Here is a 14,036-nt window from a genome sequence, read left to right as displayed (position 1 = left end):
CCTGACGCTGGAGGCCATCATCGGCTTCGGTGACATGGCGGCGACCGCCGACACCGAGATGATGCGCGCCAAGGGCATCAGCGACGCGAAGTTCTCCCGCGCCAACGACCGGCGCCGGCTGGGCTTCGTCGAGGCCCAGGGCGGTGGCACCATCCTGCTGGCCCGCGGCGACCTGGCCGCCAAGATGGGACTGCCGGTGCTGGCCGTGGTGGCCTACGCCCAGAGCTTCGCCGACGGCGTGCACACCTCGATCCCGGCGCCGGGCCTGGGCGCGCTGGGCGCGGGCCGGGGCGGCAAGGACTCGGTGCTGGCCCGCTCGCTGGCCAAACTGGGTGTGGGCGCCGACGACATCGCGGTGGTGTCCAAGCACGACACCTCGACGTTGGCCAATGACCCCAACGAGACCGAGCTGCATGAGCGGCTGGCCGACTCGCTGGGCCGTTCGGACGGTGCACCGCTGTTCGTGATCAGCCAGAAGAGCCTGACCGGGCACGCCAAGGGCGGCGCGGCGGTCTTCCAGATCATGGGCCTGTGCCAGGTACTGGCCAACGGTGTCATTCCGCCGAACCGGAGCCTGGACTGCGTTGACGACGAGTTGGCGAACGCCGGGCACCTGGTGTGGGCGCGCGAGACCCTGGAGCTGGGGGAGAAGTTCCCGCTCAAGGCCGGTTTGGTCACCAGCCTCGGCTTCGGTCACGTGTCGGGGCTGGTCGCCCTGGTGCACCCGGCGGCGTTCCTGGCGGCGTTGGACCCGAGTCAGCGCGCGGCCTACCAGGAGCAGGCAGCTGCCCGTGTGCTGGCCGGCCAGCGGCGTCTGGCCTCGGCGATCGCCGGGGGCAAGCCGATGTATGAGCGGCCCGCCGACCGGCGGTTCGACCACTCCGCGCCGGAGAAGCGTCAGGAGTCGGCGATGCTGCTCAACCCGGCGGCACGGCTCGGCGACGACGACGTCTATATCGGCTAACGTCGCGGGGTATGAGCCGCGTCGTGACGATGCAGAGCGCAGCGATGAGGAGGAGCGGCGCATGAGCATCGTGGGTGTGGGGATCGACCTCGTGTCGATTCCCGACTTCGCCGAGCAGGTCGACCAACCCGGGACGGTGTTCACCGAGACGTTCACCCCCGGTGAGCGGCGGGATGCCTCGGACAAGAGTTCGTCGGCGGCGCGGCACCTGGCGGCCCGCTGGGCGGCCAAGGAGGCGGTGATCAAGGCGTGGTCGGGGTCGCGGTTCGCCAAGAAGCCGGTGCTGCCGGAGGCGATCCACCGTGACATCGAGGTGGTGACCGACACCTGGGGGCGCCCGAAGGTGCGACTCTCCGGGGAGATCGCCCGGCATCTGGCTGAGGTGACGATCCACGTGTCGCTGACCCACGACGGCGACACCGCCGCCGCGGTCGCCATCCTGGAGGTCACCTAACCCGCGAGCAGACACAGAATCGTGCTCCAGAGGGCTCGGGCGTGCGATTCTGTGTCTGCTCGCGGGGAGGGAATACTGGCGCCATGAGTGATCTGGTTGCGCGAGTCCGCGAGATCTTGCCGTCGGTGCGGGCCGACTTGGAGGATTTGGTGCGCATCGAGTCGGTGTGGGCCGACCCGGCCCGCCGCCCCGAGGTGCACCGCAGTGCACAGCGCGTCGCAGACCTGTTGAGCCAGGCGGGTTTCCCGCAGGTGCAGATCGTCGCCGAAGGCGGCGCGCCGGCGGTCATCGCGCACTACCCGCCACCGGATGGGGCGCCCACCGTGCTGCTCTACGCCCACCACGACGTGCAGCCCGAGGGGGACGCCCAACAGTGGGATTCGCCGCCGTTCGAACCCACTGAGCGCGACGGGCGTCTCTACGGCCGGGGCACCGCCGACGACAAGGCGGGGATCGCCACACACCTGGCGGCCTTCCGGGCGCACGGCGGGCACCCGCCGGTGGGGGTGACGGTCTTCGTCGAAGGTGAGGAGGAGTCCGGGTCACCGTCGCTGGGCGCGCTGCTGGCCGCGCACCGCGAAGCGCTGCGCGCCGACGTGATCGTCATCGCCGACTCGGACAACTGGAGCACCGAGATCCCCTCGCTGACGGTGTCGCTGCGCGGGCTGGCCGACTGTGTGGTGGAAGTCGCCACGCTCGACCACGGCCTGCACTCGGGGCTGTGGGGCGGTGTGGTGCCCGACGCGCTGACCGTGCTGGTGCGCCTGCTGGCGAGCCTGCACGACGACGACGGCAACGTCGCGGTCGCCGGGCTGCACGAAAGCGTGGCCGCGCCCGTCGACTACCCGCCGGAGCGCGTGCGGGCCGACACCGGACTGCTGGACGGGGTGGCCGAGATCGGTTCCGGCTCGGTGCCGCAACGGATGTGGGCCAAGCCGGCGATCACCGTGATCGGAATTGACACGACCAGCATTGCGGCGGCCTCGAATACGTTGATTCCCCGGGCGCGGGCCAAGGTGAGCATGCGGGTGGCCCCCGGCGGCGACGCCGCCGCCCACCTGGATGCGCTGGCCGCGCACCTGCGGCAGCACACGCCGTGGGGAGCCCACGTGACGGTCACCCCGGGCGATGTCGGTCAGCCCTACGCGATCGACGCCACCGGCCCGGTGTACGACGCCGCCCGCGCCGCGTTCGCCCAGGCGTGGGGCGCGGAGCCGATCGACATGGGCATGGGCGGTTCGATCCCGTTCATCGCCGAGTTCGCCGCGGCCTATCCGGACGCGACCATTCTGGTGACCGGGGTGGAGGATCCCGCAACCCAGGCCCACAGCGTCAACGAGAGCCTGCATCTGGGCGTGCTGGAGCGCGCCGCCACCGCCGAGGCGCTGTTACTGGGGAAGCTGGGCGCCCGGCCCGTCTGAGGACCGCGGCGCTCGGGCGCACCGGCCTCACAACGGCGGCTTGTGATTGCATGGGCAGATGCCGCTGAGCCCCCGCATGCCCGATCTGCCGGCGTTCGAGATGCTGCTGGCCATCGCCAAGACCGGCAGCCTGGGTGCGGCCGGCCGGGAACTGGGGCTGACACAGCAGGCGGTCTCGGCGCGGCTGTCGGCCATGGAGGCCCAGACCGGGGTGCGGCTGGTGACCCGCAGTGCCCGGGGTTCGCAACTGACGCCGGCCGGGGCCGTCGTCACGGAATGGGCCGATCAGTTGCTGGAGGCCGCCGCCCACGTCGATGCCGGGCTGGCTTCGTTGCGGACGGCCAGCCGCAAGAAGGTGACCGTGGCCGCGAGCCTGACCGTCGCCGAACATCTGATGCCCCGGTGGATCGTGTCACTGCAGGCATCCGCGGCTCGAGCGGGGCAACCGGCCCCGGAGGTCATTCTCAGCGCCGGCAACAGCGAGCAGGCGATAGCCAATGTCCGCGCCGGTTCGGCAGACCTCGGCTTCATCGAGAGTCCGGGGGCGCTGACGGGAATCCGAAGCCGTGTCGTCGCCCAGGACAGCCTCGTGGTGGTGGTGCCGCCCGACCACCAATGGGTGCGACGCTCCAAGCCGGTGAGCGCAGCCGAACTGAGCCAGACCCCGCTGGTCGTTCGCGAACAGGGTTCGGGCACGCGAGACACGCTGACGGCGGCGCTGCGCGCAGTCTTGGGCCCCGGCGCCCAGCAGGCTGCTCCGGCGCTGGAGCTGTCGTCGTCGGTGGCCGTGCGCGGTGCCGTGCTGGCCGGTGCCGGACCGGCGGTGATGAGCCGACTGGCCGTCGCCGACGATCTTGCGATCGGCAGACTGCGCTGTGTCGATGTGCCGGAGGTGGACCTGCGCCGGGTGCTGCGGGCGATCTGGACCGGCGGACGCAATCCACCGGCCGGTGCGGTCCGGGATCTGTTGAGCCACATCGGCAGCACGGCCGCCGGCAACGGTGGCTAGGTGCCGTATTGCAGCCACAGCGGCAGCGCGGTGGTGATCCTTTGCATGAACTTGATCAGCCCGATCCGATACTGCCCGGAACCGGATGCGTCCATCCCGTACTCGGGGAAGGCGATCCCCGCTCCGAACAGTCCGGGTGCCAGAATGCCGTTGGCCGCATCGTATTCCAGCTCACCCCACTGCGGGGTGGCGGGCAGTTGCCGCCGGGCGAAGCCGACGGTGTAAACGACGTGAGTGCAGGCGCCCAGCTGCTCGGCGAACGCCGGGTCGTTCACGTGGCACCGTTGCAGCCGATCCGGATGGGTCCCGTCGATGTTCTCCCGGGCCCACACGGCGGCGTTGCCCTTCAAGCCGGTGTCGTCGAACAGGATTCGGTCGTCGAGGTAGACCGCGTACTTGTTGGGGCTGCGGTAGAAGTTGACGACGTTGCGGATCCGGGTGTCGAGCAGGTTGGGCAGCGCCACCATGGCGGAGTGGGAAGAGCCGAAGACGGCCACGGTGGCGTCATCGAGATCCCGCTGCGCGAGCTTGCGCGGGTCCAGCGCCACCTGAAGCGGAATCTCCTCCAGGTGCGGGTGATGCAGCTTCTTGGGGACGGAGCCCACCGCCAGGATCACATTCTTCGCTTCGATCTCGGCGTCCTCGGTGCCCACCAGCCACCGGCGGTTGCGCAGGGTGAGTTCGGTGGCCATGGCGCGAACCGGTGTCACCCGCTCGCAGAGGTGTTCGGTGATCCACACCAGCGGGTCGGCGACCAGGCCCAGCAGGCAGGTCTGAGTCGGATCGACCTCGGTCAGCTCGAACGGAGGGGCTTCGGCGAAGCGGAAAGACGGTGAGGTGTCCAGGTAGTCGAGGAACAGGGCAACGTGGGTGTTGCCCGGCACCGCGCGCCATTTGGTGCCCAGGTCGCCGGCGGCGAAGTCGGGATCGATCCAGACGATCTCGGCTGCCGGGACGCCATGGTCGAGCAGCCGGCCCACCGCCGCTATGCCCGCGGGGCCTGCCCCGATCACTGCCCAGCTGTAGCCAGTCATGTTCCTGCCTTCCATCGAGTGGAGATCCGATGGAATCAATGCTGCGCCGGGCGGCAGTCGCCCACTAGGGGGCTTGCTCTTGTCAGGTCACAAGGAGTTGTTGTGGGGGTTGATCAGCGTCCATCGGCTGTGTCGAACCACAGGCTCGTCCGGATGACTGGCATGGGCTGCTCCTCGTCGGCCGGCGTCAAGCCCGGTGCGATCAGACCGACAGATCCCGCCGCAGTTTCGCCACGTGCCCGGTGGCGCGCACGTTGTACTGAGCCTCGGCGATCTTGCCCGCCTCGTCAACGACGAACGTCGACCGAATGACGCCCTGCACCGTCTTGCCGTACATCTTCTTCTCGCCGTAGGCGCCCCAGGCCGCCAACACCGATCGCTCCGGGTCGGACAGCAGCGGGAAGGTCAGCCCCTCGGCGTCGCGGAACTTGGCCAGCTTGGCGGGTTTGTCGGGGGAGATGCCGATGACGTCGAGGCCGGCGTCGTTGAAGTCGCGCAAGTTGTCCCGGAAGTCGCAGGCCTGCTTGGTGCAGCCCGGGGTGGAGGCCGCCGGATAGAAGTAGACGACGACTCGTCGTCCCCGGTAGTCCGAGAGCGATACGGTGTTGCCGTCGGCGTCGGGAAGGCTGAACTCCGGTGCTGGATCGCCGGGCGCCAGGCGTGCGGTGTCGGTCAACAACGTCCCCTTTCTGCTCGCCGGAGAGTGCGGCCCACCCCGGCTGCTCTAGGGTAGTTCGACAGGGTCAGCATCGGACAGGGAGGACGACAGTGGCGGAACGCGATCCCGACGCGATCATGAAGGACATCGACCAGGCCCGCGAGCAGTTGGCGTCGACGGTCGACATTCTCGCGGACCGGGCCAACCCCCGTCGGCTGGCCGACCGGGCGAAGGCCCGCGCGCTCGAGACATTGAGAGAACCCGCGGTGATGGCGTCGCTCGCCGGTGTCGGGGGACTGGTTCTGATTCTGGCGATTCGCCGCATCCGCAACCGCTAAAGCACAACGGCCGGGAAGGGACGCACAGATCCCTCCCCGGCCGCAGTACTGACGTGGCTATCCGGCGAATGCGCCCCAGATGCTGCCGTCGAACAGGTCCGACAGGAAGTCCGCCCCGAACAGGTCGAAGTCGGCACTGGCGGGCAGGATCTCCACGGCGTTGACCGGCAGGTCCGCGGTGCCCACGGTGAGCGCTTCGGCGGCGCGGGCGGGCCAGTCCACCAGCAACAGGTCGAAGATGCTGTCGTTGTTGATCAGGCCGACGAAAACCGCCTCGGTCACGGGAACTTCGTAGCCGTTGACCAAGCTGTTCACGAAGTCCGCGGGCGCGCTCAGCAGGGCCTCGAAGTCGCCGCCGAGGACATTGGTGAGGGTCTCGGCGAACTGGTAGAACAGGCCGATCACCGGAGCCATCATGGTCTGGCTCACGGCCTTGATCAACGCCCATGCGTCGAGCGGGCCGATGAACTCGTTGAACAGCGTGGAGATGTTCTCCATCTGGCGGGCCGGGATGGACAGCACCGGTGCCATCGCCTTGCCGATGTCCTCGATGCCGTAGAGCGTCCAGATGTTCAGTTCGTTGAACGCCTCGAAGGGGTTCCCGTTGGCCAGGGCCTCGCCGATGCGCTCCAGCAGCACCTCGAGTCCGGGATACTTCACGTCCTCGCCCTCGACCCCGAAGATCATCTTCTCGAGCGCCTCACCGACGCCGGCGAACCCGGAGGTGACAAACCGCGGGTCCATGCCCTCGCGGGCGTCCAGCGGGACGTCCTCCATGCCGATGATCAGCTGGGCGTAGTCGCCCCAGTTGCTGGCGGCCTGGCCGATAACGTCGAAGACGTTGGCGTTGCTGAACAAGGTGCTCAGGTTCTCCGCCGTCCGCTCGAACACCGACGACCAACCGAAGAGGCCCTCGATGCCCGAGGTCAGCTGGACTGCCTGGTGGCGGACGTCGAGCTGGCTCGGCGCCACGGGGTGAACTGCCAGCATGCCGGCTCCCGCCAGTGCGATTCCGGCTGCCGCCAGCCGGGTCGCGTGACCGGCGCGACGCGGGGTGGCGTCAGGGTGTAGGGCGAACTCCACGGGTGACTCCTTTGAAAGTTTTATGAGCTGCACCCTTGGTTTAGGGAGCAGGATCCTGCGCGCCCGATAATAGCAATTAATCAAAGGAAACCCTTACCTAAGTACCCCTTGCCTAAGTTTGGGCGGGGTTAGTCGAGCCATACGTTGACCCCGCCGTGGCGGGCGCAGGAACCCCGGCGGGGATCAGAAAACGAGTAGGTTCCGTCGACGCAGAGTGCGTTAGCTCCCGGTGGCGGGTAAGGGAAGTCGCCGGGAAGCCTGACGCAGACTCCCTTGATGTTGCGATAGCAGCGCGGAGGCGGCGTCGGCCGTTGGGTCGGCACCTGATACGTCGCAGTGGCCCTGCTCGTGACAATGCTCGGCGGGATTGAAGTGGCCGCCCTTCCGCACTGACGCAAAACGCCTTCCAGTGCCTCACGCTCGTCCTCAGTGACCCACAGTCTGTAGCGGGTTTTCACCTCGACGATGCGCGTCGCGTAAGTACAGCGATAGGCGCCGTTGGCCGGTAGCCAGGTGGCGGCATCGCCGGAACCCTTCATCTGATTGGCGGCCGCGGTCGTGGCTTGCAGGTTGATCGGGTCGTTGGCGAAGTTGCGGCGGGTCAACTCGTCCCAGCCCTGGGCGCCCTTCTGCCAGGCATCCAACAGTGGCACGATGTGATCGACCTGAATCGGGCTCAACTCCTCGGGAACCTGCCGGTAGATGACCGTTTCTCCGGTATAGGAATCATTGAGAACACCGGAGACGACGGCGCAGCCCGCGTCGGGCCTGACTGCACCGAGGTCGCGACGCAGAATGTCGTTGCGGGTATCGCAGCCGTTGCGGCCGCCGTCCACGGTGACATCGTCGGACCAGGGCGCCCCGAACAGTGCGCGTTCGTAGCCCGTCTTGGGCGCGCGGCCTTTCACGGGAAGCGCGTCGAGCTGCTGCAGCGGGGGGAGAGAGTTTTTCGGGTAACTCGAGGTGAGTGGCGGCTGCGGCGAAATCGATCCCGGACGGACAACGAATAGCAGGACTAGGAGGGTGGCTATGCAGAGGGCCGCGGCTATCGCGAGGATGAGCAGCGCCTGTCGGCGGCCCAAGGCCACGGCTGCAGCGGCGTCATCGTCGGCCGGCGGCTGATCTACTGCGGCCTCGTTTGTGGGGATATCCACCGAGTGGACAGTAGTCCACTAATTGATTCTTCAAGGCGGATCTACGGATATGCGTAGTAGGGGCCCGATCTCCGCAACGTGTGGGGACCGACTGGGGTTGGCGGATTGTCAGCGCGGACTCTGCCTGCAACGCGGTGGCGACATCCATCGACCGAGCGGCATCAGCGCTTGTCGGGGCGCATCAACTGTGGCACGCGACGGTCTCGATGGCACAGCCGCGTACATGGCTCAAGGCAGTGCCCATTCGTGGGGTGGATCTGCTGCGTCGCCCAAGGCTAGATCGATTGTCCGCTGGGTCGGACCATTCGGTGAGGACGCAAACATCGTCTGAACTGTGCGCCGTCAGGGTTTCGAACCCCGGACCCGCTGATTAAGAGTCAGCTGCTCTACCAACTGAGCTAACGGCGCTGGGCGGTGATAACCGCGAGACAGACAATAACAGGCGCCGTGCCATGAGACGAAATCAGCGGGTTCACACCTGGTGACCGCGGCCACGGCGACACTGCCGATTAACCACTAGACTGCCTGCGGAGCAGCACGGATCGCGATCAGGTGGGAAAAGTATGGGGCAGGTTGGTTGGGTGCAACGCTGCCGGGGGTTCGGGTCCCGGGTGGCGGCATTGGTGATGGTTTCGGCCGCGGTGGGGAGCTTGAGTGCCTGCGGCGGTGACGCCGACGCCGAGGCGGCAAAGATCATCACCGACAAGGGCACGCCGTACGCCGACCTGCTGATTCCCAAGGTCACCGCGTCCGTCACCGACAAGGCCGTCGGCGTCGCGGTGGACGCACCGGTGACCGTCACAGCCGAGGACGGCGTGCTCGACTCGGTCACCATGGTCAATGAATACGGCGCCGTCGTCGACGGCAAGCTCAGTGCAGATGGCTTGACCTGGGCGACATCTGAGCAACTCGGCTACAACAAGCGCTACACGGTGGACGCGAGGGCGCTGGGTCTCGGCGGCGTGACCAGCCGGCAGATGACGTTTCAGACGCACTCGCCGCAGAACCTGACCATGCCCTACGTCATGCCGCGCGACGGCGAGGTCGTCGGTGTCGGTCAGCCGGTGGCCATCCGGTTCGACGAGAACATCGTCGACCGGCAGGCCGCCGAAAAGGCGATCACCATCACCACCCAACCGCCCGTGGAGGGCGCCTTCTACTGGCTGAACAATCGTGAGGTGCGTTGGCGGCCACAGGCTTTCTGGAAGCCCGGCACCGTGGTCGACGTTCAGGTCAACACCTACGGGGTGGATCTCGGCAACGGGGTTTACGGGCAGGACAACGCCGCCAGCCACTTCGTCATCGGCGACGAGGTGATCGCCACTGTCGACGACAACACCAAGTCGATGGTGGTCCGGGTCAACGGTGAAGTGGTCAAGACCATGCCGGTGTCGATGGGCAAGGAGAGCACTCCGACCAACAACGGCACCTACATCGTCGGTGAGCGCTTCGCGCACATCGTCATGGACTCCTCGACCTACGGCGTTCCGGTCAACTCGCCCAACGGGTATCGCACCGATGTCGACTGGGCCACCCAGATCTCCTACAGCGGGATCTTCGTGCACTCGGCCCCGTGGTCGGTCGGCGCGCAGGGCTACGCCAACACCAGCCACGGCTGCATCAACGTCAGCCCCAGCAATGCGCTGTGGTTCTACGACCACATCAAGCGCGGCGACGTGGTGCAGATCACCAATACCATCGGCTCCCTGCTGCCCGGCACCGAGGGGCTGGGGGACTGGAACATCCCGTGGCCGGAGTGGCAGGCCGGCAACGCCAAGGCGGAACCGCTGCGCTGACGCCGCGGCGTCGCGGCGGGCCCGTCAGCCCGCGTCGCGCAGGTATTCCTCGCCGCCGTTGGGGTAACCCCCGCCGAACGTGGTGATGTGCACGTGGTCGTAGTGCCCGTTGCCGCCGCCGCTGGGCCCGCCCGGCGTGTAGTAGGTGCCGCGCCAGATCGCGTCCTGCAGGGCGAACCGCTCGGAGTTGCGGAGCGCGTAGGCCACGATCTCGTCGCCCAGCGCGATGCCCTCCGGGCTGCCGGGGTTGGGGATCATCACGTCGATGGCCAGGCCGGAGGGATGCCAGCGCTGGCCGTCGGGCCGCACGCCGATCATGTTGTGAATCTGCGGAAACGCCTCGCTGATGCTGCGGGCTACGAGGATCGTCTTGACCTGCATGCCGTTCTCGTTGACCACGCTGGGCGGCAGCGCCTGCGGCGCCGGCATGGCCCAGTTGCTCAGCAGGTCGGGTAAGGGCAGTCCCCAGTCCTGCGGCGGGGGCGGCGGAAAGTCCTGAGGGGGCGGGGGCGGAGCGTCCTCCGGTGGTGGCGGGGGCGCGTCCTCCGGGGCAGGCGGGGGTGCGCCTTCCGGTGGGGGAGGCGGTGGTGCGTCTTCGGGCGGCGGCGCGTCCGCGGCGGCCGGGGGTGGCGGCTCGTCGGTGTTACCCGGCTCGGCACCCACTGCTCCGGCCAGGAACAGGGCTGCCGGCACCACGGTCGTCGCGGCCAGCACCGAGGATTTCATGCGCAGATCTACTAGTCCTTGCGTGAGCACGCAAGGAACCGTAACCAAAACGTTATATCGACTTCAAACCGGCACGCGGCAATCCGCGCCCTGAGAAAGGCCCAGCCGTTGGGTAATCGCGGGGCGTGCGGTCGTCAGACCAGGTCAGCGTGATGACGGTCGGTGGGCTGCGCGAACGTGACGCCGGTGGTTGCTAGATCACCAAGTCGGTGAACACGGCCGTGATTGCCGACACCACATCGGCGAAATCAAACGGGGTGGCCTCGGCCAGCGGCACGAGGGCTGACCAGGGCTGGAACAGGTTGCTGATCGCGTTCTGGAAGCCTTGCTGGGCGCCGTCGACGAGTGCTTGCTGGACAGCGGACCAGTCCAGGTCGGCCGGGAACAGGCCGAGGGGAGCATGTTCATTCGCCGGGCCCGGGGACCAGCCGTCGGTGATGTTGCCGTAGCCCAAGTTGACCAGGATCCGCGTAACCGGCTCCAGGAGCTCATAAAGAGGCTCTCCGATCACCGGTAAGAGCAGCAGCGGCGACAGCAGCGGCAGGGTCTGCGCCGGGATCATGTAGTAGTTCGTCAGGCCCTCACCGGTGAGGTCCGCGGACCCCGGTAGCAGCACCGCGTCGTTGATCTGATCGGCATCGATACTCAGATACGCCAGATGCTGGGTGAAAATCCCCATGAAGGCGTTGAGGCTGGACACCATATTGAGCGGATACCGCGGGAAGTCGGCGAAACCGTCGTACTCGAAGTTGTAGATGTCGGTGGGATACAGATTGTCGGGTGTCGCCGGGTACACCCCGAAAGCGGTCCAGATCCCGCCGTTGGGGGCTACGGGATCGCCGACCAACACGAAACGCACGAGGTCGCTGGGCACGCCCTGGGCCTGTAACTGGTCCATGGTCATCCCGGAGAACCCGGCGCTTTGCGAGTACCCGAACACCACGACCGGATTCTCCGCAGTGGCCTGCCCGCCGGCGATGTGCTGTTGAATCGCCGCGGTCAGGATCTCCGCGCCCTCGATCCGTGACCCGGCCTTATCGAAAAACAGCCGTGCGGGCGTGGTCAGAATCTGCAGGGTACCGGTGAAGCCATGCGGCTGGAGGTAGAGCTCGTCGGCCAGGTTCGCGTAGCGCTGGCCCGGTGTCGGAATGCCGCTGGGGCCCAAAATCAGGGCGGTGCCGCCCCCGAGCGGGGAACCGACGCTATCGCTGCCGGTCAGCCGCACATCGGCCGTGTGCGGGCCAGTACCGGGCGATACCGACAGGACCGCGACGATCAGTCCCGCGGCGACGGCGGTGGCGGTTCCGAGGACCAGGTGCCGCCGGGTGGGGATAGGCGCGCACCACATCGGACGTTCCTTCCTGCAGCGTCGGCGACGCTGCCGCTTGCCCCGGTGGCCTAGATTGCCGGTTCTCAATATCGGGCATGCACGCGGCGGTCGCAACGCCGTACGGCAGGCCGGGAGTGACCCGGGTGGGGGTCTAGCGTGGCGGAATGGGTTTGTTCAGCCATGAGGAGTTCCGTGAGCCGGCCGACGGCGCTGCCGGCGGCGCCGGCGGCGGTGCTGTCCAGAGGGCCCGGCGGGCTGAGGTGGACGAGTACGCGGTGGAGGAGCTGGTCGTGGTGGGGCCGGGGGCACCGCCCGAGGATGGTTCGTGTGGTCAATTCGCCGTGCAGTTTCACGTGACGACGTCAATGCTGTTCGGGCTCAAGCGCGTTGCCGATGCGCGCGGGGTGAGCGTGCCGGAGGTGTGCCGGCAGGTGATCGGTGTGTTCGTGGCGCAGCAGGAGGGCGAGCTGGGGGCGTTGCTTGCCGCTGAGGCGCAGGCGGCCGACTACCGGCCGGGCTTGAGTCAGGGGTAGGACGGCAGGGATGTGGTGGGGCGCATCGGCCTGCTGAAAGACCGTCCCAGCACAACGAAAAACCGCCCCTGATCTGGTCAGAAGCGGTTCTCCGTATCGGGGTGGCTGACGGGACTCGAACCCGCGACACCCAGGATCACAAGCTGGGTGTCTAAATACTGCATATATGCAGGCAAACATGTCTTTCCAGACGGCAAAGTCTCGCGGCCGTAGTGGACAAAAGGCGACCTGAACAGGCACGTTCTGACAGTGTAAGGGTGCAGTAGGGGTGCAACCGGTAGAGTCGCGGGCATGGCGGCGGCACGCAAGGAACCGGGCAGACAGCGACGAGCGTGGGGAAAACTCCGCACGCTACGCAGCGGGCGCATACAAGCCAGCTACGTGCACGACGATGGCCGGCGGTACTACGCGCCGTCTACCTACACGACCAAGATGGACGCCGAGGGCTGGTTGTCCAACGAACGTAAGTTGATCGAACTAGGGGAGTGGACCCCGCCCGAGTCCCGACAGGCCGCTAGGGCAGCCCGTACGGTCAGTGTGCGCGACTATGCCGAGACGTGGCTGTCTCAGCGGGACCTAACACCGAAGACGCGCCACCTGTACCGCGACCTACTCGACCGTCGGATTCTGCCAACGCTCGGCGGACAGATGTTGCGCGCAGTCACGCCCGCCGACGTGCGCGCGTGGTGGGTTGCCCTGAACGCCGAGAAGGCAACGCCAACGCGGAACACGCACGCGTATCAGTTGCTCAAGACAATTTTCAACACCGCCCACAGTGACAAGCTGATTGCCGAGAACCCTTGCCAGATCAAGTCGGCGGCTAAGCCCCCTAAGCCGCGTGAGGTAGAAGCCCTTACACCCGCCGAGCTTGCCAAGGTGGCTGAGTCCGTACCCGAGCATTACCGGGTAGCCGTACATGTGGCCGCGTGGTGCGGGCTGCGGTTCGGCGAGTTAATTGAATTGCGCCGTAAGGACATTCACGCCAAGGGTGACGGCATGGTTATCAAGGTGCGAAGGCAGGCAACATATGTCGGTAGTGCACCTGTGATTGGCCCACCCAAGACAGATGCGGGTATCCGCGATGTTCATGTACCCCCGCACGTCGTCGCCCTGCTTCGAGCGCACTTGAAGGCGCATACAGGCCACGGGCCGGAGTCGTTCGTGTTTACCACTACTCGAGGATTACGGCTGTCTAAGACGGCGTTCACCAAGCAGGTCAAGAAGGGATTTGCGGCCGTGGGGAAGCCCGACATGCGGGTACATGACTTGCGACATGTGGGGGCAACGCTGGCGGCGATCGGTGGCGCGACGCAGAAGGAACTTATGGCCCGTATCGGGCACGCGAGTCCTACTATGGCCATGCGGTACCAGATCGCGTCGGCCGACCGAGATGCGGTGATTGCCGAAGCTATGTCCAAGCTTGCCCAAGCATGACCGGCGTGTCTCCTCCACCGTAGTCGAACGCATGTGCTAAAGTCTCAACTCGACAGCTAGGGATCGAACGAACCAACCCCGTTGCCGGGGAGCCTGTGACGT

General features: G+C 66.9%; 12 protein-coding genes, 1 tRNA gene and 2 pseudogenes. 8 read left to right on the top strand and 7 right to left on the bottom strand.

Annotation, left to right across the window (positions count from 1 at the left end; all coding sequences use genetic code 11):
• The 4 genes and pseudogenes from LI92_RS09570 to LI92_RS09555 form a co-directional block, all read left to right on the top strand.
• Window positions 1-964: pseudogene (locus LI92_RS09570) on the top strand (beta-ketoacyl synthase); the annotation flags it as partial.
• A 61-nt stretch (window positions 965-1,025) separates the two neighbouring features.
• The gene (acpS, locus tag LI92_RS09565) at window positions 1,026-1,418 is read left to right on the top strand and encodes a holo-ACP synthase AcpS (protein ID WP_046318328.1); all 393 of its coding nucleotides are present in this window, start codon (window positions 1,026-1,028) and stop codon (window positions 1,416-1,418) included.
• Between the two features lie 18 nt (window positions 1,419-1,436).
• Window positions 1,437-2,839 (top strand): annotated as a pseudogene (locus tag LI92_RS09560) (dipeptidase).
• Between the two features lie 58 nt (window positions 2,840-2,897).
• The gene (locus LI92_RS09555; protein WP_046318326.1) at window positions 2,898-3,848 is read left to right on the top strand and encodes a LysR family transcriptional regulator; all 951 of its coding nucleotides are present in this window, start codon (window positions 2,898-2,900) and stop codon (window positions 3,846-3,848) included.
• On the opposite strand, the gene LI92_RS09550 is transcribed toward LI92_RS09555, so the two are convergent.
• Both LI92_RS09550 and bcp read right to left on the bottom strand, forming a co-directional pair.
• On the bottom strand, window positions 3,845-4,882 hold the full coding sequence (locus LI92_RS09550; RefSeq protein WP_046318325.1) for an FAD-dependent oxidoreductase: 1,038 nt from the start codon (window positions 4,880-4,882) through the stop codon (window positions 3,845-3,847). The genes LI92_RS09555 and LI92_RS09550 overlap by 4 nt on opposite strands.
• A gap of 202 nt (window positions 4,883-5,084) precedes the next feature.
• The gene (gene bcp / locus LI92_RS09545) at window positions 5,085-5,558 is read right to left on the bottom strand and encodes a thioredoxin-dependent thiol peroxidase (RefSeq protein WP_046318334.1); all 474 of its coding nucleotides are present in this window, start codon (window positions 5,556-5,558) and stop codon (window positions 5,085-5,087) included.
• A gap of 92 nt (window positions 5,559-5,650) precedes the next feature.
• Here bcp and LI92_RS09540 point away from each other — a divergent pair, with 92 nt between their 5' ends.
• Window positions 5,651-5,878 (top strand): DUF3618 domain-containing protein, encoded by a 228-nt coding sequence (locus LI92_RS09540; protein ID WP_046318324.1) that lies wholly within the window; start codon window positions 5,651-5,653, stop codon window positions 5,876-5,878.
• 57 nt (window positions 5,879-5,935) lie between these two features.
• On the opposite strand, the gene LI92_RS09535 is transcribed toward LI92_RS09540, so the two are convergent.
• The 3 genes from LI92_RS09535 to LI92_RS09525 all read right to left on the bottom strand — a co-directional run bounded on the left by LI92_RS09535 (window position 5,936) and on the right by LI92_RS09525 (window position 8,523).
• A complete protein-coding gene (locus tag LI92_RS09535) occupies window positions 5,936-6,961 on the bottom strand; it encodes a hypothetical protein (protein ID WP_046318323.1) in 1,026 nt (341 codons plus the stop codon).
• 128 nt (window positions 6,962-7,089) lie between these two features.
• Entirely contained in the window at window positions 7,090-8,115 is a 1,026-nt protein-coding gene (locus tag LI92_RS09530) for a GmrSD restriction endonuclease domain-containing protein (protein WP_192830018.1), read from the bottom strand.
• A 335-nt stretch (window positions 8,116-8,450) separates the two neighbouring features.
• Window positions 8,451-8,523 (bottom strand) — tRNA-Lys (locus tag LI92_RS09525).
• 155 nt (window positions 8,524-8,678) lie between these two features.
• Here LI92_RS09525 and LI92_RS09520 point away from each other — a divergent pair.
• Entirely contained in the window at window positions 8,679-9,911 is a 1,233-nt protein-coding gene (locus LI92_RS09520) for a L,D-transpeptidase (protein WP_046318322.1), read from the top strand.
• A 24-nt stretch (window positions 9,912-9,935) separates the two neighbouring features.
• Here the strand turns inward: LI92_RS09520 and LI92_RS23730 are convergent, their stop codons facing one another.
• Window positions 9,936-10,637, bottom strand: a complete 702-nt coding sequence (locus LI92_RS23730; protein ID WP_046318321.1) for a VldE C-terminal domain-containing protein — start codon at window positions 10,635-10,637, stop codon at window positions 9,936-9,938.
• Between the two features lie 193 nt (window positions 10,638-10,830).
• Window positions 10,831-11,985, bottom strand: a complete 1,155-nt coding sequence (locus LI92_RS09510; RefSeq protein ID WP_052740749.1) for a PE-PPE domain-containing protein — start codon at window positions 11,983-11,985, stop codon at window positions 10,831-10,833.
• Window positions 11,986-12,131: 146 nt separating this feature from the next.
• Between LI92_RS09510 and LI92_RS09505 the strand changes: the two genes are divergently transcribed.
• On the top strand, window positions 12,132-12,500 hold the full coding sequence (locus LI92_RS09505; RefSeq protein ID WP_046318320.1) for a hypothetical protein: 369 nt from the start codon (window positions 12,132-12,134) through the stop codon (window positions 12,498-12,500).
• A gap of 291 nt (window positions 12,501-12,791) precedes the next feature.
• Window positions 12,792-13,934: a tyrosine-type recombinase/integrase gene (locus LI92_RS09500; RefSeq protein WP_046318319.1), complete on the top strand. Its 1,143-nt coding sequence runs from the start codon at window positions 12,792-12,794 to the stop codon at window positions 13,932-13,934.
• Window positions 13,935-14,036: the final 102 nt, after the last annotated feature.

This window comes from Mycobacterium sp. UM_Kg1, from assembly GCF_000972925.1.
In the GTDB taxonomy this organism is placed as follows: domain Bacteria; phylum Actinomycetota; class Actinomycetes; order Mycobacteriales; family Mycobacteriaceae; genus Mycobacterium; species Mycobacterium hiberniae.
This window is presented reverse-complemented; position numbering and strand designations above follow the sequence as displayed.